Source organism: Buchnera aphidicola (Rhopalosiphum maidis), from assembly GCF_003671935.1.
Taxonomy (GTDB): Bacteria; Pseudomonadota; Gammaproteobacteria; order Enterobacterales; family Enterobacteriaceae; genus Buchnera; species Buchnera aphidicola_AL.
This window is the reverse complement of the sequence record NZ_CP032759.1, coordinates 527,844-546,386: the sequence shown is the minus strand read 5'-3', so window position 1 is coordinate 546,386 and position 18,543 is coordinate 527,844. Positions and strand designations below refer to the sequence as shown.

Below are 18,543 nucleotides of genomic sequence, written 5' to 3'. Positions count from 1 at the left end.
TTTTTAAACATATTTTTAGTATGAAAAAAATCAAATTAATTTATTATTTTATAATAAAAAAGTCCTTGCGCCGATAGATAATATATTAATTATTGGCGCAGGTTATGTAAAAATAATATTATTTTTATTTAGTACAATAAAAAATATTAAAAATAATATTTCTTAACATATAAATCTTTTAAAATGTAAAATTTTTAATTTTAAAACAGTTAATCAGATCGTTTGCGAAGGAAAGCAGGAATATCTAGATATTCTGGTTCTTTTCTTTTTTGATTTTCTGTTTCTTTTATTTCATTTTTTACATTTTTTTTATCTATTGTTGTAGGTGAGATATTTAAATATTGATAGCGATAATCCATTAGAAGTTCTTTAGAAGATTTGTTTTTTGTTTGATTAACGTCTGAATATTTTTCCATCCCAATACCTGTGGCAACTACTGTTACTCTAAGTGTATCATTCATATCAGGATCTAAAGAAGTACCTATAACAACTGTTGCATTGTCTGAAGCAAAAGATCTAATAGTATTACCTACAGTTTCGAATTCATCTAATTTTAAATCAAAACCTGCAGTAATATTAACTAAAACACCTCGTGCTCCTGATAAGTCTATATCTTCTAATAATGGGCTAGATATAGCAATTTCTGCAGCTTCTTCAGCACGATTTTCTCCAGAAGATATTCCTGTTCCCATCATTGCATATCCCATTTCAACCATCACAGTTCTTACGTCAGCAAAATCTACATTCATTAAACCTGGTCGAGTAATTAATTCAGCAATTCCCTGTACAGCTCCTTTTAAAACATTGTTAGCAGCACCAAAAGCATCTAGTAAAGAAATACCTCTACTCAATACCTTGAGTAATTTATCATTAGGTATTGTAATTAAAGAATCTACATGTTTTGATAATTCTACAACTCCTTGATCAGCAACAATCATTCTTTTTTTACCTTCAAAATTAAAAGGTTTTGTTACTACAGCAACGGTGAGAATGCCCAATTCTTTTGCTATTTCTGCTACTACAGGTGCTGCTCCAGTTCCAGTTCCTCCACCCATTCCCGCCGCTATAAACACCATATCAGAACCATCTAATGCAGATTTTAATAATTCTTTATCTTCTTCTGCTGAAGTACGTCCAATTTCTGGATTAGCACCAGCTCCTAATCCTTTAGTAATATTATTTCCTATTTGTATGGTTTGTCCTACTTCTACTTTTCTTAAAGCTTGTGCATCGGTATTAATAGCAAAAAATTCAACACCTTCAATTCGTTCTCGTACCATATGTTCTACTGCATTTCCACCACCACCACCAACACCAACTACTTTAATTACTGCATTATTACTTAATTCTACAGGTTCAAACATAATTTAATTCCGTTATCTATCTTTAATTTTTAGAAGGTTTATTTATTTTTAAAATTCTTTTTTAAACCAATTATTAATTTGCTTAAACCATTTTTCAATAAAAGAATTTTCTTTTTTTTTGTTTTCATCATTAAAGTAAAATTCTTTTCCGTAGTGTAATAAACCAACTACTGTTGAATAATGTGGTTCAGTTATATTTTCTGTTAATCCTGAAATGTTTAGAGGTTTAGCAATTCTAATTTTTTTTTGAAAAATTTTTTCTGCGCATTCTGTTAAAAATGAAATTGTTGACGCGCCTCCAGTAAGTACTATACCACCTGTTAATTGATATTTTCTTCCTTCTTTATAAAGTTTTTTTTGCACATAAAGAATTCTATGATTAATTAAATGTAATAATTCGCTATATCTTGATTCAATTACTTCTATTACTGTGTCTTGTTGCAGATTTTTTTGAAAATTTTCATATTTATTAGATAAATCAATGTTTTTCGACATTCCAGGAGAAAGTTTTATCGCAGAACCATATGTAATTTTTATTTTTTCTGAATCTGCATAAGACGTACTAAAAGCGTATGAAATATCTTTAGTTACAATATTACCAGCATATGGAATAACTTGGCTATCTTGTATAGATCCATCAATATAGGTAATAAGATCAATTGTCCCTCCTCCTATATCAATCATACAAACTCCTAGTTTACATTCATCTTCAGTTAAAACAGCTTTACTAGAAGCAAGACCAGAAAAAATGACTTGATCAACTTTTACATCACATTTTTCTACTGCTTTAATAATATTTTTAGCCATATTTTTATGACATGTAATTAAATGTACTCTTACCTGCATTCTTGTTCCAGATAAACCTATAGGATTTTTTATTCCAGATTGTTGATCAATAGAGTACTCTTGTGGAATTACATGTAATATGTGATGTTCGTTAAGAATTTTTACAGACTTTGCAGTGTGTATTACGTTTTCTATATCTTCTTTCGTAACTTCATCTTCAGAAATAGGAACTATACCTATTTCATTTTGACAGTTAATATATTTACTGGACAAAGATAAATAAACAGAGGTTATTTGACAATTAGCCATAATTTCAGCTTGATGAATAGATTCTCGTATGCATGAAATTACTAAATCTAAATTATTTATTCTACCCTTATCTATTCCTTTAGATTCACATATTCCAATTCCAATTACTTTTATTTGATTATCTATTAGAACTTCTCCAACCAAAGTGACTACTTTAGTAGTACCAATTTCTAGTCCGACTACTAATTTTCTGTTTTTTGATATAATCATTATTCTTTAGCCTATACTATATTTTTAAATATGACTTTTACAATAAAACAGGATTTCTAATTTTTTATATTTATTTCATAGCGTAATTACTTAACATAAATAATGTTTTTTACGGTTTTTATTTTTATAGAAATGATTAATTTTTAATTAATTTATTGTTTGTGTTTATACAATATTTTTATATTTAAAAAAAAATACTGTAAAATACAGCTATATTATTAACTAATAATTTTTAGTTATTTTGATATTTTAACTAAAATAGTATATTTTTTTCTAATCTTTATTAAATTAATTTTTGATTTTAAATAATTTTATTAATTAAAAAAAATAAAAAATAGTTTTTTATTCATTTTTAAGTATTTTTAACACTAGTTCATCAAATGATATTCCTATAGTTTTAGCGGCTATTGGAACTAAACTTCGATGAGTCATTCCAGGAATAGTATTTATTTCTAGCAACCAAAAATTGTTTTTTTTATCTAATATTGTATCAATCCTTCCACAGCCTTTACATCCTAAAGTATTCCAAGCTATTTTTACTATTTTTTTTAATTCTTTTTCTTTTTGATGATTTAATCCACTTGGACATAAGTATTTAGTCGAAGATTCTGTGTATTTAGCACTATAATTATAAAAACTATTTTTTGTAAGAATTTTTATAGGAGGTAATATTTTTCTGTTAAGGATTGATACTGTGTATTCCCTTCCTTCCAAAAACTTTTCAATAATTATATCATTGCTATAATTGAATGCGATATTAATAGAGTCAATTAGTAAGTTGTGACAATGAACTATTGTAACTCCTATACTAGAACCTGCATTATTTGGTTTCACTACAACAGGAAATTGCAATTTTAAAATTTTTTTTAAAATATAAGGATATGTATATTTTAAAATATCTTCTTTTTTCAGATACACATCTGGTAACACTGGAAGAGAATAAGATTTCCACAATAATTTAGTTCTCCATTTATCTAAAGAAATTGCAGAAGACATAATTCCACTACCTGTATATGGAATATTTAAATATTCGAGAATTCCTTGAATACTACCGTCTTCACCACCTTTTCCATGAAGAGCAATGTAAGCACTATCAAAACCTTGTTTTTTTAATTGCATGATAGGAAAATCACGAGTATCAACTGCATGCGCATTAAATCCAGACCTTAATAAACTTTTAAGAATTGCATAGCCGGATTTAATTGAAATGTTTCTTTCAGAAGAATTACCTCCTAATAATACTGCTATTTTCTTTTTCATATTATCACTTTTTTATTTTTTAAGATAAAAATTTTATCTATTATAGTGTCTATATCTCCAGCACCTTGCAATAAGATAATATCATTTCCCCTTAAACAAGGGATAAGAAAATTTAATATTAAATTATGATTATTTACTAAGGTTACATTTGTTTTTTTCATTTTTTTTATATCACTATATAGTGAAAAACTATCTGCTCCTGGAATATATGATTCATTTGCAGAATATACATTTAGTATTAAGAGAAAGTCTACTTGAGATAAAATTCTAACGAAATCGTAATATAAACTTCGAGTTCTCGTATATCGATGAGGTTGAAATACCATTATTAAGTTTTTTTTAGGCCAGCTTTTTCGTATTGTTTTAATAGTTTCAGATAATTCAGTTGGATGGTGACCATAATCATCTATTAACATAACACTTTCGTTTTGAATAGATTTTTTTTTTATAAATAATTTTCCAATGTATTCAAATCGTCTCGAAGTTCCTTGAAATTTTTTTAATGATTGATAAATTGTTTTGTCAGGTATTTTTTGACATGTTGAAAAAGCAACAGCAGCAGTAGCGTTTAATGCATTATGCTCACCTGGTAAATTTAAAGTAATTTCTAAGTTATTTAATTGTTTTTTTCTAATTAATGTAAAATTACTTATAAAATTACGTTGTTTATAAGATGTAATACAAAATTCTGCATTTTTATTGAATCCATATGTAATTACTCTGCATTTTATTTTTGGTAAAATATCAAGAATTGCATGGTTGTCTATACATAGTATAGCAATACCGTATGATGGGATTTGATTTAAGAAATGTAAAAATGCTTTTTTTAATAGTTCAAAGTTACCATTATAATTATCTATATGATCAGATTCTATATTAGTTACAATAGCTATTACAGGCTTTAAGTAAAGAAAAGAAGCATCACTCTCGTCTGCTTCTGCAATAAGATAATCAGAAAAACCAAGTTTTGCATGAGAATTAATCGATTTTATTAAGCCTCCATTAATAACTGTAGGATCTGATTTATTGTTCTTTAATATATCAAAAATCATTGAAGTAGTAGTAGTTTTACCATGTGTTCCAGATACCGCTATTCCAAATTTAAATTGCATTAATATTTGAAGCATTTCAGATCTTAACAATATAGGAATATTTTTTTTTTAGCTGCTGTGATTTCTGGATTATCAGAAGGAATGGCACTGGATATAACAATTAAATCAGCATATTTAATATTTTCTTCAGAATGTTGAAAATAAATACTTACTCCCATTTTTTTTAGTTTTTTTGTCATAAAGTTTTTTGATAAATCTGAACCACTAATTTTATATCCTAATTTAAATAAAATTAGCCCAATTCCACTCATTCCTGATCCAGAAATGCCTATTAAATGAATTTTTTTAAATTTTTTTTCTTTAAAAAAATTATATTTTTTTATCTTATTTATATTCATTTTTAATTTTTTTTTAGTAAAAATATTTAATATTTATGCTATTAGTAACGTTTTATATTTTACCACTAACATCGTGAATAATTTTAGAGATTTTTGACGTAGAATTTCTCATTCCTAGAGAATAAGCTTTTTTAGCCATTAAAAAAAGTTTTTCTCTATTTAGAGAATTTAATATTTTTATCACTAATTTTGTACTAAATGTTGATTGTTCAATAATTTTTGCAGCACCATTTTTTTTTAAATCTTCTGCATTTAGATATTGTTGTTTATCTTTATGTGGATAAGGAATAAATATTGCACCTAATCCTACTACAGTAATTTCACTTACTGTTAAAGCGCCAGATCGAGATATAATTATATCTGCCCATGCATATGCTTCTTCTATATTTTCGATAAAAGCACTTATTATATGTTTATATGAACTGTATTTTTTATATTTTTTTCTAGTGAATTGAAAATCATGATTACCTGATTGATGCCAAATAATAACTTTTTCTTTTAAAAAAAACGATATCTCTGGAAGAGTCTTATTAAAAATAGAAGCACCTTGACTACCTCCAATAATTAAAATCCTTAAAGGGCCTTTTCTATTTTTAAAACGTTCAACTGGTGGTGGTACATTAATAATATTTTCACGAACAGGATTGCCTACTACTTCTGCATTTAATAAAGTTCCTGAAAATGCTTGCATGTTTTTTGTAGAAATTTTAGAAAGTAGTTTATTTGTTATTCCTGCAATTTTATTTTGTTCGTGTAACACAAAGGGAATTTTACAACTCCACGCTGCTATTCCACTTGGACCTGATACGTATCCCCCCATTCCTAACATAATATCTGGCATCCATTTTTTTATTATTTTTCTAACCTGAAAATAAGAATTTAATATATTTATTGGAGAAAAAATTAAATTTTTCAAGCTAGCATTACGTAATCCTTGAATTTTTATAAAATGAATTTTAATATTATATTTTGGAATAATTTCAGCTTCTATTTTATTTCTTGTACCTATCCAATTAACATCCCATCCCTTTTTAATCAAGTGTTTTGCAATAGCAAGACCTGGAAAAACATGTCCACCACTACCACCTGCTATAATCATTATTTTTTTAGAATTCATTTAAATACCTTTAGGAAAAGCTTGATGTTCACTTAATCGTATTTCAAAATCAATTCTTAACAATATACAAATAGCCATTAAATTAATAATTAAACTTGAACCACCATAGCTAATTAATGGTAAGGTTAAACCTTTAGTAGGTAATATTCCAGTTACAGCTCCAATATTTATAAGTGTTTGAAAACTAAACCACAAACCAATTGAACAAGCTAAAAATCCTGAAAAAATTTGTTTTTTTTCAAAAGATTTTTGTCCTATATACATAGCTCGAAAAGAAATTAAAAAAATTGTTAATAATATTAAAAAACAGCCTATATAGCCTAATTCTTCACCTATTATAGAAAATATAAAATCACTATGAGCTTCTGGTAGATAATTTAATTTTTGTATTGAGTTGCCTAAACCTTGTCCAAAAAAATGACCACGTCCTAAAGCTATTAAAGATTGTGTTAATTGGTATCCATTACCAAATGGATCGTTCCAAGGATTCCAAAATGATAACATTCTTTTAATTCGATATGGTTCGAAAAAAACTAAAGCAGTAATAATCAATACTACTGATAAAATAACTGTAATAAATTGTTTTATTTTTACTCCAGAAAGAAATAAAATTGACAAAGTAGTGACAAATAAAACAATAACTGTACCTAAATCAGGTTCCGCTAATAAAAGAACTGATTGTATTGTAATAATTGTTATAGGTTTTAAAAAACCCCAAAAACGGTTACGCACTTCTTTTATTTTTCGCGACAAATAATTAGATATGTAAAAAAAAGAAGATATTTTGCATACTTCAGAAGGTTGTAAATGCAATATACCTATGCTTATCCATCGATGTGATCCATGCACTGATTTGCCAACTAATAATACAATTGTAAGTAAAAAAATTGAAATAATTAATATTAAATTGCTATTTTTTTCCCAAAAAAAAATAGGTATACGTAGAAAAATAAAAGATAACAAAAATATTAAAAAAAAATAAAATATTTCTCTTTTTACAAAAAAAAAGGGATCGTGATATAAAATTTGACCTATAGGAATAGATGAAGAAGTTACCATAACTAATCCTGTTACACATAAACCTAAAGTCAACCATACTAAGAAACGATCATATAATAGAATATGATTATTTTTTATATTATTTTTTTTTTTAAAAAAAACATTAATTCATTTCCTTGGATAATTCTATGAAAAGATTACCTCTTTCTTCAAAGTTAGAAAATTGATCTTTACTACTGCATCCAGGAGATAAAAGAACAATGTCACCTCGTTGGACTTTTTTTGAGATTAAATTTATTGCTTGTTTTAAAGTTTCAATATGAAAAGATTTTTTTTTACATAGTTTTGATAAAATAAGACCGTCTTTCCCAAAACAATATATTTGTATTTTTAATTTTTTAAAATATTTTTTTAAAATATCAAAATTTGAAGATTTACTGTCTCCTCCTAGTAATAACCATATTGTTCCTTTTGTATTCAGATTTTGAAGAGCAACTTTAGTGCTGTTAACATTAGTGGATTTAGAATCATTGATCCAGGATATATTATTATTAATATGAACTGTTTCAAATCGATGTGGTAATCCTGAAAAGTTTTTAAGTGTATTTATTGCAATTTTGCGATCAAATCTCATTTCATCAGAAATTGCTAATGATACAAGTGCATTTTCATGGTTATGATTTCCATGTATCAACATACTAGTAGTATCAAGTATATTTTCATTTTTGCAGCATAAAAATGTTTTTTCTTTTTCATAATTAATATAATAGTCATTATTTTTATATATACCAAAGCTAATATATTTTTTTAATTTTGTATTAAATGGTTTTTTTTCTCTTTTTTTTAAGTTAATCAAACAAGTTTCAGCTTGATTGTAAATAGACAATTTAATTTTTTTATATTGTGAAAAGCCTTTCGGATATCTATCAAGATGATCTTCAGTGATATTTAGAACTACAGCTATTTTCGATTTTAAACTAAATGTATTTTCTAATTGAAAACTCGATAATTCAAGTACATATAAACTAGCTTTTTTTGTTAGCATTTCTAATACTGGTAACCCGATATTTCCTCCTAAACAAACTTTTTCTCCTGATTTTTCTGCAATTTTTTTTACCATAGTTGCTACGGTACTCTTTCCATTAGTACCAGTAATAGAAATAATTGGACACTTTGTTTCTCTAGAAAACAATTCAATATCGCTAATAATTTCAATTCCTAATGAACGAGCTTTCATTAAAATAGGTTTAAAAGAAGAAATACCTGGACTGATGATAATTAAATCAGATTCTAAAATCCAATCTTTTTCTAAATGTCCTAATTTATATTCAACGTTTTTAGAGATTTTATGCAAAAAGATAGGTTTTTTAGATTCATCTATTGCTCTAGGTTTTATTCCTTTTTTTAAAAAAAATTAATACATGATATTCCAGTTAATCCTAATCCTAAAATTAATATTTTTTTTCCAAAATAATTATGTGACATTAATTTACCTTTAAAGACAGTATTCCTATGAACAAAAATAGCAGCGAAATTATCCAAAATCTTACAACAATTAAAGATTCTGATAATCCTTTTATTTCGTAATGATGGTGTATTGGTGCCATTTTAAACATTCTTTTTTTTCTTATTTTAAAGTATATAATTTGTAGTATTACTGATATAGTTTCAAATACGAAAATACCACCTAAAATTAATAATAAAAATTCTTGATGCAACAATATAGCTATTGTTCCTAAAGAACCACCTAATGATAATGATCCAATGTCGCCCATAAATATTTTAGCTGGATAAGTATTAAACCATAAAAATCCCAATCCTGATCCAATTATTGCTGTACATAAAACACTTAATTCGTTTGCTTTTTCTAAATAAGGAATATTCATATAATTAGAAATAAAAACATTTGAACTGCAAAAAGAAATTATTCCTAAACCAAAAGATAATAGAATTATTGGCATAATTGCCAATCCATCTAATCCATCTGTTAAATTAACTGCATTGCTTGTTCCAACGATAACAAAATAACATAAAAACATATATAAATAATTTACTTTTAGAAATACTTTTTTATAAAATGGAATTGCCAATTCAATACTAATACTGTTATTTAAATTTAAATGAATTGAATAAATAATAATCACGGCAATTATTGATAACCAAAAAAACTTTAAAGAAATTTTTAATCCTTTAGGACTTTGATACTTTATTTTTTTATAATCATCTAAAAATCCAATCAAGCCATATCCTATTAATATACCGATAACATACCAAATGTATTCATTAAATAAATTACAATAAAGGAAGATAGAAATCAATATTGAAATAAGTATAAATAATCCTCCCATAGTTGGTGTATTTTTTTTTAAACTATGTGTTATTGGGCCATCTTTACGTATTATTTGGTATTTTTGTGATTTTTTAAAATAAGATATAATATATGGAATGAAATATAAATTAATAAAAAAAGATGTTAACAAACTGAATATCATTCTAAATGAAATAGAAGACAACACTGTTAAATATAAATATTGATTAATCCAAATCAGCATTTTTTTTAAACTCCCTGATTAGATATTTTACTATTTTTTCCATTTTCGTTTTACGAGAACCTTTAATTAGAACTGTAGTTTTATTTTTTTTTAAAATTATTTTTTTTAAACATTTTTTTAATTTTTCTTTTTCTAGAAAATGTGTACTATTTTTACATATTTTGCTAATTTCATAACTTTTTTTACCAATACTTAAGATGTAATCTATTGTAGATGAATTAGCAATGTTTCCTATAATTTTATGATACAGAGTACTTTTTTCTCCTAATTCAGCCATATCACTAACTACAAGTATCTTGTAACCTGGCATTTTTTCTAATACTTTGATTGCTGTTATCATTGAAGCAACGTTAGAATTATATGTATCGTTAATTAAAATATTATCAATACTTAATTTAATTGATTCTAATCGACCTGGTAATATAGGTGTTGACAGTAGACCATCTTGAATTTGTTTTAAAGGTATATTAAGAGAAAATGCAAGAGCGCTAGCTGCTAGCGCATTAGATATGTTTTGATATCCTAAAAGAGGCAATGAAATGTCTATTTTACCAGACGGTGTACACATAGTAAAAGATGTTTTGTCTGCATATATTTTGATATTAGTAGAAAAAAAATTACTTTCTTTTTTTTTTGAATAGAAAAATAAAAAATATTTTTATTTTTTATTTCTTTTTTCCATTGAGAAAGATGATTACTATCTAAATTAATGATAACTATACCTTGAGATTTTAGACCAGATAATATTTCTGCTTTTGCTTTGGATACTCCCAATAAAGATTTAAAGCCTTCTAAATGTGAGTAATAAATATTATTTATTAAAACTACATTTGGTTGTGTAATATTGGCAGTATAATAAATTTCACCAGGATTGTTCGCACCTAATTCAATTACTCCATATTTGTGTTTTTTTGTTAACCTCATTAAGGTTATAGGTACTCCGATGTGATTGTTTAAATTATCGATTGTAGATATTGTTTTTGCATTTCTTTCTAGGATAGATTTAGTCATTTCTTTTACCGATGTTTTTCCACAGGATCCAGTAATTGCTAATATTTTCGGATTTATTTTTTGACGAATCCAAGCTGCAATTTTTCCTAAAGCAATAGATGTATCCTCTACTATAATATAAGAAATATTAAAATTGATTTTTTTTTGACTTATAATTGCAGAACAACCTTTGTTAACTGCTTTTTTTATAAATATATGTGCATCAAACTTTTTACCTTTCAAAGCAATAAAAAGACAGCCTAATGTAATTTTTTTTGTATTTATGACAATTTCATTTATTATAAAATCTTTTCCGTATAATTGACCGTTAGTGATAGTGGCTATTTTTTTTAACGATAAAGGAATCATGTTGTTTTTCCAATAATTTTAATATTACTTTTTGATCGGAATAATTAATTATTTTATTTCCAATTATTTGTTGATTTTCATGTCCTTTTCCCGATATGAAAATTATGTCATTAATATTAGCTTCGAAAAAAACAGATGATATTGCTTTTTTTCTATCAGGAATAATTTTTATTTTTTCTTTTTGTATACATCCTTGTATAATTTCTTGGATAATTTTATTTGGATTTTCATTTCTAGGATTATCATTCGTAATGATTATTCTATCTGCTATTTTTTCTGAAATAGCGCCCATTAATGGACGTTTTTTTTGATCTCTTTCTCCTCCACATCCAAATATACACCATATTTTATTTTTTAAATAATATGATCTAATTGAATTTAATGCTTTTTTTAATGCGTCAGGAGTATGAGCATAGTCTATAATTACTGTTGGTTTTCCAACAGCATTGAATTGTTGCATGCGACCAAGTATGGGTTGAAGTTGAATAGATGTATTAATTAAGTCTGATAATTTATAGTTCATTTCTAGCATGGAAGCAAATGATAATAATAAATTTTGTATATTAAAATAACCAATTAAACAAGTTGATAGAATTCCCTTACCCCAACTAGATTCGAATTCTATATTAGTAAAATTTATATTAGATTTAATACGAACTGCGTTTATCCATTTTTTAGAATATTTTTTTTGTGTTTCATCTTTGATAGTCACTGCAATTGTGTATTTATCCGACAGTTTTTTTAACCATTTTTTTGCACATTTATCATTGGCGTTTAATATAAATTTTTTTACTTTGTGTTGACTAAAAAAAGACCATTTTGCTGATTCATATTTTTTCATATTTTTATGATAATCTAAATGATCTTGTGTTAAGTTGGTAAATATTCCAATATAGAATGGAATATTTTTTACACGATGTTGTGTTAAACCGTGTGATGAAACTTCCATAGTAATTAAATTAATTTTTTTTTTAAAGCGATATATAAAAATGATTGAATATCAATAGCTGAAGAAGTCGTGTTTTTTGTAGGTTTTAAATTATTAAAAAAACCATTTCCTAAAGTTCCCATTGTACCGGTTTTTTTTCCTAATAATTCACTCCATTGATTAATTAATTGTGTTACAGTGGTTTTTCCATTAGTTCCAGTTACGCCAATAATTGTCAATTTTTTAGCTGGTTCCTTGTACATTCTTCCTGCTAAGTGTGAAATATTTTCAGATAATTGAAAAAAAGATAATATAGGAATCGTATTGATATAATTTATTTCTCCATGTTTTTCTTTTTCTTTAGTTTCAGAGAGTATTGCTACTACTTTTTTTTCAATTGCTTCAGAAATAAAATTATTTCCATTTTCTTTTGAACCTTCTATAGCTAGAAAAACATCTTGAGAAGTTATTTTTCGACTATCTAAAGAGAAATTTGAAAAAATTTTTTCAGGAGTGTTTTTAATCCATGGAAATAAGACATGTTTTAAGTTATTTTTTTTCATTAATGTTTTTATAAAATTATGATAGTTTATTTTTTAAATTATCTGGTTTTATTTTCATTTCTTTTAGTACTAATTTCATTATATTACTAAATATTGGCGCAGAAACTGCACCTCCGTAGTATTTTTTTCCTTTAGGATTATCAACTATAATTGTTAAAGAGAATTTTGGATCGCTAGCTGGTACTATTCCTGCAGTATAAGCTATATATTTTTTGATATAGTATCCGTGAATACCTACTTTTTTTGCAGTTCCTGTTTTAATTGCAACACGGTATCCTTTAATTGCCGCTTGAGCACCACCTTCACCAGGTTGGGCAACAGTTTCCATCATATGGATAACATTTTTTACATATTTTTTGGGAAAAATTCTTTTTTCATATAATGGATGATCAATTTTAATAATTGAAAGTGGACGATAAATTCCATAGCTTCCAATAATTGTATATAAACGAGCTAATTGAAGAGGAGTTATCATTAGCCCATATCCAAAAGAAAAAGTAGCTTTTTCTAAATCTGATAATTTTTTTTTCTTAGGAAGAAAACCTTTTTGTTCTCCAATTAATCCTAAATTAGTTGGTTCTCCTAATCCAAATTTAATATAGCTATTAATTAATTCTGAAGTATTCATAGATAATGCAATTTTTGATACTCCAACGTTACTAGATTTTTTCAAGATTCCCGTTATGTTTAATTTATCATGGTATGCTACATCTTTTATTTTATGTTTTTTTATGAAATACGGCTTCGTGTTAATTATTGAATTTTTTTTAATTATTCCTTTCTTTAGTGCTTCCATAATAACAATTGGTTTAACTGTTGATCCTGGTTCAAAAACGTCTGTAATAGCTCTATTGCGAAGATTTTTTTTGATCATGTATTGCATATCATTCGGATTGTATGAAGGGCTATTAGCCATAGCTAATATTTCCCCAGTTTTTATTTTGATTAAAATAGCAATTCCAAAATCAGCTTTATTTTCATTAACTGCGTTGTTTAATTTTTTATATACAATTGTTTGTAATTTCTTATCGATACTTAGTATTAAATTGTTAGAATTAGATTTGTTAATTAAGGATTCGTTTTCAATTATTTGTCCTTGGTTATCTTTTCTTATTTTTCTTTTTCCTGGTTTTCCTTTTAGATATGAATTAAAGCTTTTTTCTATACCTTCAATTCCTTCTCCGTCTATATTATTTATCCCAATTAATTGAGCTGCGATTTCTCCAGAAGGATAATATCGTTTTGACTCTTCTATTAAAGAAACTCCTGGTAATTTTAATGCTTTGATATAATCTCCAATTTCTGGACTAATTTGGCGAGCTAAATAAATAAACTTCAGATGTTTGTCTGAAGTCATACGAAATATTATTTTTTTTAATGGAATTGATAATATCTCTGATAATGCTTTCCAACGTATATTATTTTTAATATCTTTTATATTTACAATCATTGTTGGATCTACAAACACTGCACTTACTGGAACAGCAACAGCTAATGGATATCCCGATCGGTCATTAATTATTCCTCTTCTACTTATGACTGATTGTATTCTGAGTGTTCTGCGATCTCCTTCATATACTAGTTTTTTAGAATTGATTATTTGAAGAAATATTATGCGTAATGTTAAAACTACTAAAAATAAAAAAACAATGCTGCACAATGTTATAAAACGCCAATTTATATAAATTGTTTTTTTTGTTCTTTTTTTTTTAAAAAAGTTCATTTTTTTTTTCGTATACATTTTTAAGCTATCTATTATATTTTAGACATGTTTTTTATTTAATTGAAAATATTAATTTCTAATTAATAGAAGGTATAGAAATAGCGTTTTTTTCGATTATTAAATTTCTCCATTCATCGTCTTTTTTTTTTGTTTTAAATTCAAATTTTCTTCTTCAGAAATTAATAATCGAGTATTATAAACTACGATAATAACAGAATTAGCAGATAAAATTATTGCTAATAGTAAAATCAAATGGATTTTTCCATGTAGAAATAAATCTTTTTTAATTATTTTTGGTAGATCATAACGTTTTATTTTCATATTTATTCTTTTAGTTCAGCTATTCGAAGTATGGAGCTACGAGATCGAGAATTTTTTTCAATTTCTTTCGGAGTTGGTAGAATACGATTAATAATTTTTAATTTACATTTTTTTAGTTTTTTTAATTGATTTTCTGTAATAGGAAAACCGTATGGAACAGTTGCTTTTTTACTATGTTTTATCATAAATTTTTTTACTATTCTATCTTCTAAAGAATGAAAAGAAATAATTGAAAGACGACCTCCTGGTTTTAATATTTGTAGGGTTTTTTCTAATCCTTGTTTAATTTCCTCTAGTTCTTGATTGATATAAATTCGAATTGCTTGAAACGTTCTTCTAGCAGGGTGTTTGAATTTATTTTTTATAGGTGTTGCCTTTTTTATAATATCTACTAGTTCAAAAGTACTTTTTATTTTTTTTGTTTTGCAATAGTTTTTTATTGCATACGCAATTCTTTTTGCAAATCGTTCTTCTCCAAAATTTTTTAAAACAAAATAAATTTTGTTCATATCACTTTTGAAAAGCCAATCTGAAGCAGAAATGCCACAATTTGGATTCATTCTCATATCTAAAGGACCATTCTTTTTAAAAGAAAAACCTCTTTTTTCATCTTCTATTTGCAATGATGATGTTCCAAGATCAAATAAGATTCCGTTGACTTTTCCAATAATATTTTTATATCTCGCATAATTTAATATTTTTGAAAATTTTTCATGAATGATATCAAAACGTTTATCTTTAATTTGTTTTCCTATAAATACAGAATTTGGATCTCTATCAAGAGAATAGAGTTTTCCTTGTGTTCCTAATTTTTTTAAAATTGAAATAGAATGGCCACCCATTCCAAATGTACCATCAATATAAATACCGTTTTTTTTTATTTTTAATGATTCTATTATTTCTTTTTTCATTACAGAAATATGTTTGATTTTTTGATTCATAGTGGAATATGCATGATATAAATGAAGAAGGTACATGGTCATTTTCAGATGAAAATAACCATGTTTAATATAGTTTTTTTGATAAATTATTCTTAAATATTTTATATGTATAAACAAAAATATTTTTTTAAAAGAAATTTTTTAAGTAGAAGTTAACTGTTGACTAATATAAAAAAATCAACCTCGAGAAATACCCACTATTCCAGAACGAGTCATTTCAATAATTTCTGCTATATTTCTAATTATTTTGAGAAAAGAATCTAATTTTTTTGTAGTACCAGAAAGCTGTAATACATATGTTGTAGATGTTATATCTACAATTTGTCCTCGAAATACTTCAGTAATATGCTTAATATCATTTTTTTTACAATTATTTGTTTGTACCTTCAATAACATTATTTCACGTTCTATATGAGAATTTTGTCCAATTTTTATTACTCTTAATACATCAATTAATTTGTGTAATTGTTTTTCAATTTGTTCAATAGATTTTTCATTTCCAATTGTTTGTATAGTCATTTTTGAAAGAGAAGGATCTTCTGTTGGTGCAACTGTAATTGTTTCGATATTATAGCCTCTTTGTGAAAAGAGTCCTATCACTCGGGATAAAGCACCTGATTCATTCTCTAAGAGAACAGATAAAATTCTTCGCATATTTTTAGGAAACCTCTTTTTTCCTTAACCACATTTCATTCATACCGCCACCTTGAATTTGCATCGGATAAACATGCTCAGAATCATCTATGTGAATATCTAAAAAAACTAAATTACCTTCAGATAGTTTTTTTAATGCTAATATTAGTTTTTCTTCTAATTCCTCAGTCTTTTTTATTTTTAGACCAACGTGTCCATATGATTCAACTAATTTTACAAAATCTGGAAGTGAATCCATATAGGAATGCGAATGTCTTCCAGAATAAATCATGTCTTGCCATTGTTTAACCATTCCTAAGGAGGAATTATTAAGATTTAATATTAAAATTGCAAGATTATATTGTCGTGCTGTGGACAATTCTTGAATATTCATTTGAATACTACCATCTCCAGTAATACAAATTACAGTAGCTTTTGGTAATGCTAATTTAACGCCTAAAGCGGCAGGTAATCCAAATCCCATTGTACCTAATCCACCTGAGTTAATCCAACGTCTAGGTTGATTAAATTGATAGTATAGAGCTGTAAACATTTGATGTTGGCCTACATCTGAAGTAATATAAGATGTGCCTTTTGTTAATTTAAAAAGAGTCTTAATAATTGTTTGTGGTTTTATTTTAGTACTTTTTTTATTATATTCTAAACTTTTAACTTTTTTCCATTCTTCTATAGAAGCCCACCATTCATTTAAAGAATGAATGTGTTTTTCTTTTTTTATCAGTTCAATCATTTCTTTTAAAACTTGTTTAGCATCTCCAACAATAGGAATGTCTGCTGAAACAGTTTTAGAAATTGAAGTAGGATCAATATCAACATGTAAAATAGTAGCGTTTGGACAATATTTTTTTAAATTATTTGTTGTTCGATCGTCAAATCGAACACCAATTGCAAAAATTACATCAGAATAATGCATAGCCATATTGGCTTCGTAAGTACCATGCATACCCAACATAGAAATGCTTTGCATATGGCTTCCTGGAAATCCACCTAATCCCATTAAAGATGTTGTTACAGGGCAATTGATTTTTTCTGCAAATATACGCAGTTCTTCACTGCTGTTAGAACTGATAATTCCCCCGCCCGCGTAAATAACAGGTTTTTTTGCTTTTAATAATGTACGTAATGCTTTTTTAATTTGTCCTTGGTGACCTTTAGTTGTTGGATTATAAGAACGTATATGTACATTTTGAGGCCATACAAAATTGTATTTATTTGTTTTCTTTAAAATATCTTTTGGTAAATCAATAACTACTGGTCCAGGACGTCCAGTAGATGCCAACCAAAAAGCTTTTTTAAAAATGATAGGTATATCTTCAGTTTTTTTTACTAAAAAACTATGTTTTACTATCGGACGAGAAATACCAATCATATCACATTCTTGAAATGCATCGTATCCAATTAATGATGAAGCTACTTGACCAGAAATTACGACCATTGGAATAGAATCCATATAAGCTGTAGCAATACCAGTAATAGCGTTAGTAGCTCCTGGTCCAGAAGTAACTAATACAACACCTATTTTTCCAGTAGATCTTGCATATCCATCAGCCATATGAGTTGCTGCTTGTTCGTGTCGTACTAAAATATGTTCAATTCCGCCAACAGTTTTTAGAGCATCATAAATATCTAGGACAGCACCACCAGGATAACCAAATATATGCTGTATTCCCTGATTAATTAATGATCTGATGACCATTTCGGCTCCTGATAATATTTCCAATTTTTCCTCCAGGATGCTAATTTATTAGGTTTTATTTCCTAGTTTTCTATTTGTAGTTTATCCTGATAGTTTATCTAGATAAAAAAAGAATAATTTAACATATTAAAAAAATTTTAAATAAACGTTTTTATTTTTTAATACAATTACTTAATTTAAAATTTGTAGAAAACTTGATTTTTTTTAGGTTAATTAATTCATTATTACAAATATATTGAATATTATCAATCAATTGAAATGAATTTAAATATGTTTTATTAAAAACGATTGATCTGCATTTTTTAATATTA

14 protein-coding genes and 3 pseudogenes are annotated in these 18,543 nt (G+C 26.2%); all 17 read right to left on the bottom strand.

The window, feature by feature from the left end; translation table 11 throughout:
* Window positions 1–209: 209 nt before the first annotated feature.
* The 17 genes and pseudogenes from ftsZ to ilvI all read right to left on the bottom strand — a co-directional run bounded on the left by ftsZ (window position 210) and on the right by ilvI (window position 18,256).
* A complete protein-coding gene (gene ftsZ / locus D8S97_RS02690) occupies window positions 210–1,364 on the bottom strand; it encodes a cell division protein FtsZ (RefSeq protein WP_158361458.1) in 1,155 nt (384 codons plus the stop codon).
* Window positions 1,365–1,412: 48 nt separating this feature from the next.
* Entirely contained in the window at window positions 1,413–2,669 is a 1,257-nt protein-coding gene (gene ftsA / locus D8S97_RS02685; RefSeq protein WP_158361456.1) for a cell division protein FtsA, read from the bottom strand.
* Window positions 2,670–3,011: 342 nt separating this feature from the next.
* Window positions 3,012–3,929: a D-alanine--D-alanine ligase gene (locus D8S97_RS02680; RefSeq protein WP_158361454.1), complete on the bottom strand. Its 918-nt coding sequence runs from the start codon at window positions 3,927–3,929 to the stop codon at window positions 3,012–3,014.
* A pseudogene (gene murC / locus D8S97_RS02675) lies at window positions 3,926–5,379 on the bottom strand (UDP-N-acetylmuramate--L-alanine ligase). Before murC ends, D8S97_RS02680 begins: the two are co-directional and overlap by 4 nt.
* A gap of 52 nt (window positions 5,380–5,431) precedes the next feature.
* Entirely contained in the window at window positions 5,432–6,496 is a 1,065-nt protein-coding gene (murG, locus tag D8S97_RS02670; RefSeq protein WP_158361452.1) for an undecaprenyldiphospho-muramoylpentapeptide beta-N-acetylglucosaminyltransferase, read from the bottom strand.
* Window positions 6,497–7,618, bottom strand: a pseudogene (gene ftsW / locus D8S97_RS02665) (cell division protein FtsW); the annotation flags it as partial.
* 40 nt (window positions 7,619–7,658) lie between these two features.
* Window positions 7,659–8,980, bottom strand: a pseudogene (gene murD, locus D8S97_RS02660) (UDP-N-acetylmuramoyl-L-alanine--D-glutamate ligase).
* Window positions 8,980–10,047, bottom strand: coding sequence for a phospho-N-acetylmuramoyl-pentapeptide-transferase (gene mraY, locus D8S97_RS02655; protein ID WP_158361448.1), 1,068 nt, complete (start codon window positions 10,045–10,047; stop codon window positions 8,980–8,982). Before mraY ends, murD begins: the two are co-directional and overlap by 1 nt.
* Window positions 10,031–10,642: a glutamate ligase domain-containing protein gene (locus tag D8S97_RS03230; protein ID WP_261789601.1), complete on the bottom strand. Its 612-nt coding sequence runs from the start codon at window positions 10,640–10,642 to the stop codon at window positions 10,031–10,033. Before D8S97_RS03230 ends, mraY begins: the two co-directional genes overlap by 17 nt.
* Window positions 10,591–11,406 carry a Mur ligase family protein gene (locus tag D8S97_RS03225; RefSeq protein ID WP_261789575.1) on the bottom strand — a complete coding sequence of 272 codons (816 nt, stop codon included), beginning with the start codon at window positions 11,404–11,406 and terminating at the stop codon, window positions 10,591–10,593. The genes D8S97_RS03230 and D8S97_RS03225 overlap by 52 nt, the downstream gene beginning before the upstream one ends.
* Window positions 11,366–12,355: a Mur ligase family protein gene (locus D8S97_RS03220; protein WP_261789574.1), complete on the bottom strand. Its 990-nt coding sequence runs from the start codon at window positions 12,353–12,355 to the stop codon at window positions 11,366–11,368. Before D8S97_RS03220 ends, D8S97_RS03225 begins: the two co-directional genes overlap by 41 nt.
* A 5-nt stretch (window positions 12,356–12,360) precedes the next feature.
* Complete coding sequence (locus D8S97_RS03215) at window positions 12,361–12,897, bottom strand: Mur ligase family protein (protein ID WP_261789573.1); 537 nt, start codon at window positions 12,895–12,897, stop codon at window positions 12,361–12,363.
* A 16-nt stretch (window positions 12,898–12,913) separates the two neighbouring features.
* A complete protein-coding gene (gene ftsI, locus D8S97_RS02640; protein WP_186821877.1) occupies window positions 12,914–14,638 on the bottom strand; it encodes a peptidoglycan glycosyltransferase FtsI in 1,725 nt (574 codons plus the stop codon).
* A gap of 99 nt (window positions 14,639–14,737) precedes the next feature.
* Window positions 14,738–14,941 (bottom strand): cell division protein FtsL, encoded by a 204-nt coding sequence (locus tag D8S97_RS02635; protein WP_261789572.1) that lies wholly within the window; start codon window positions 14,939–14,941, stop codon window positions 14,738–14,740.
* Between the two features lie 2 nt (window positions 14,942–14,943).
* A complete protein-coding gene (rsmH, locus tag D8S97_RS02630) occupies window positions 14,944–15,882 on the bottom strand; it encodes a 16S rRNA (cytosine(1402)-N(4))-methyltransferase RsmH (protein ID WP_158361688.1) in 939 nt (312 codons plus the stop codon).
* A gap of 177 nt (window positions 15,883–16,059) precedes the next feature.
* Window positions 16,060–16,536, bottom strand: a complete 477-nt coding sequence (gene ilvN / locus D8S97_RS02625) for an acetolactate synthase small subunit (protein WP_158361445.1) — start codon at window positions 16,534–16,536, stop codon at window positions 16,060–16,062.
* A 4-nt stretch (window positions 16,537–16,540) separates the two neighbouring features.
* Window positions 16,541–18,256, bottom strand: a complete 1,716-nt coding sequence (gene ilvI, locus D8S97_RS02620) for an acetolactate synthase 3 large subunit (RefSeq protein ID WP_158361443.1) — start codon at window positions 18,254–18,256, stop codon at window positions 16,541–16,543.
* Window positions 18,257–18,543 lie beyond the last annotated feature (287 nt).

Coding starts and splice junctions, on each gene's coding strand:
- ftsZ (WP_158361458.1), bottom strand. CDS start 1,364: ATGTTTGAACCTGTAGAATTAAGTAATAATGCAGTAATTAAAGTAGTT.
- ftsA (WP_158361456.1), bottom strand. CDS start 2,669: ATGATTATATCAAAAAACAGAAAATTAGTAGTCGGACTAGAAATTGGT.
- D8S97_RS02680 (WP_158361454.1), bottom strand. CDS start 3,929: ATGAAAAAGAAAATAGCAGTATTATTAGGAGGTAATTCTTCTGAAAGA.
- murG (WP_158361452.1), bottom strand. CDS start 6,496: ATGAATTCTAAAAAAATAATGATTATAGCAGGTGGTAGTGGTGGACAT.
- mraY (WP_158361448.1), bottom strand. CDS start 10,047: ATGCTGATTTGGATTAATCAATATTTATATTTAACAGTGTTGTCTTCT.
- D8S97_RS03225 (WP_261789575.1), bottom strand. CDS start 11,406: ATGATTCCTTTATCGTTAAAAAAAATAGCCACTATCACTAACGGTCAA.
- D8S97_RS03220 (WP_261789574.1), bottom strand. CDS start 12,355: ATGGAAGTTTCATCACACGGTTTAACACAACATCGTGTAAAAAATATT.
- D8S97_RS03215 (WP_261789573.1), bottom strand. CDS start 12,897: ATGAAAAAAAATAACTTAAAACATGTCTTATTTCCATGGATTAAAAAC.
- ftsI (WP_186821877.1), bottom strand. CDS start 14,638: ATGTATACGAAAAAAAAAATGAACTTTTTTAAAAAAAAAAGAACAAAA.
- D8S97_RS02635 (WP_261789572.1), bottom strand. CDS start 14,941: ATGAAAATAAAACGTTATGATCTACCAAAAATAATTAAAAAAGATTTA.
- rsmH (WP_158361688.1), bottom strand. CDS start 15,882: ATGAATCAAAAAATCAAACATATTTCTGTAATGAAAAAAGAAATAATA.
- ilvN (WP_158361445.1), bottom strand. CDS start 16,536: ATGCGAAGAATTTTATCTGTTCTCTTAGAGAATGAATCAGGTGCTTTA.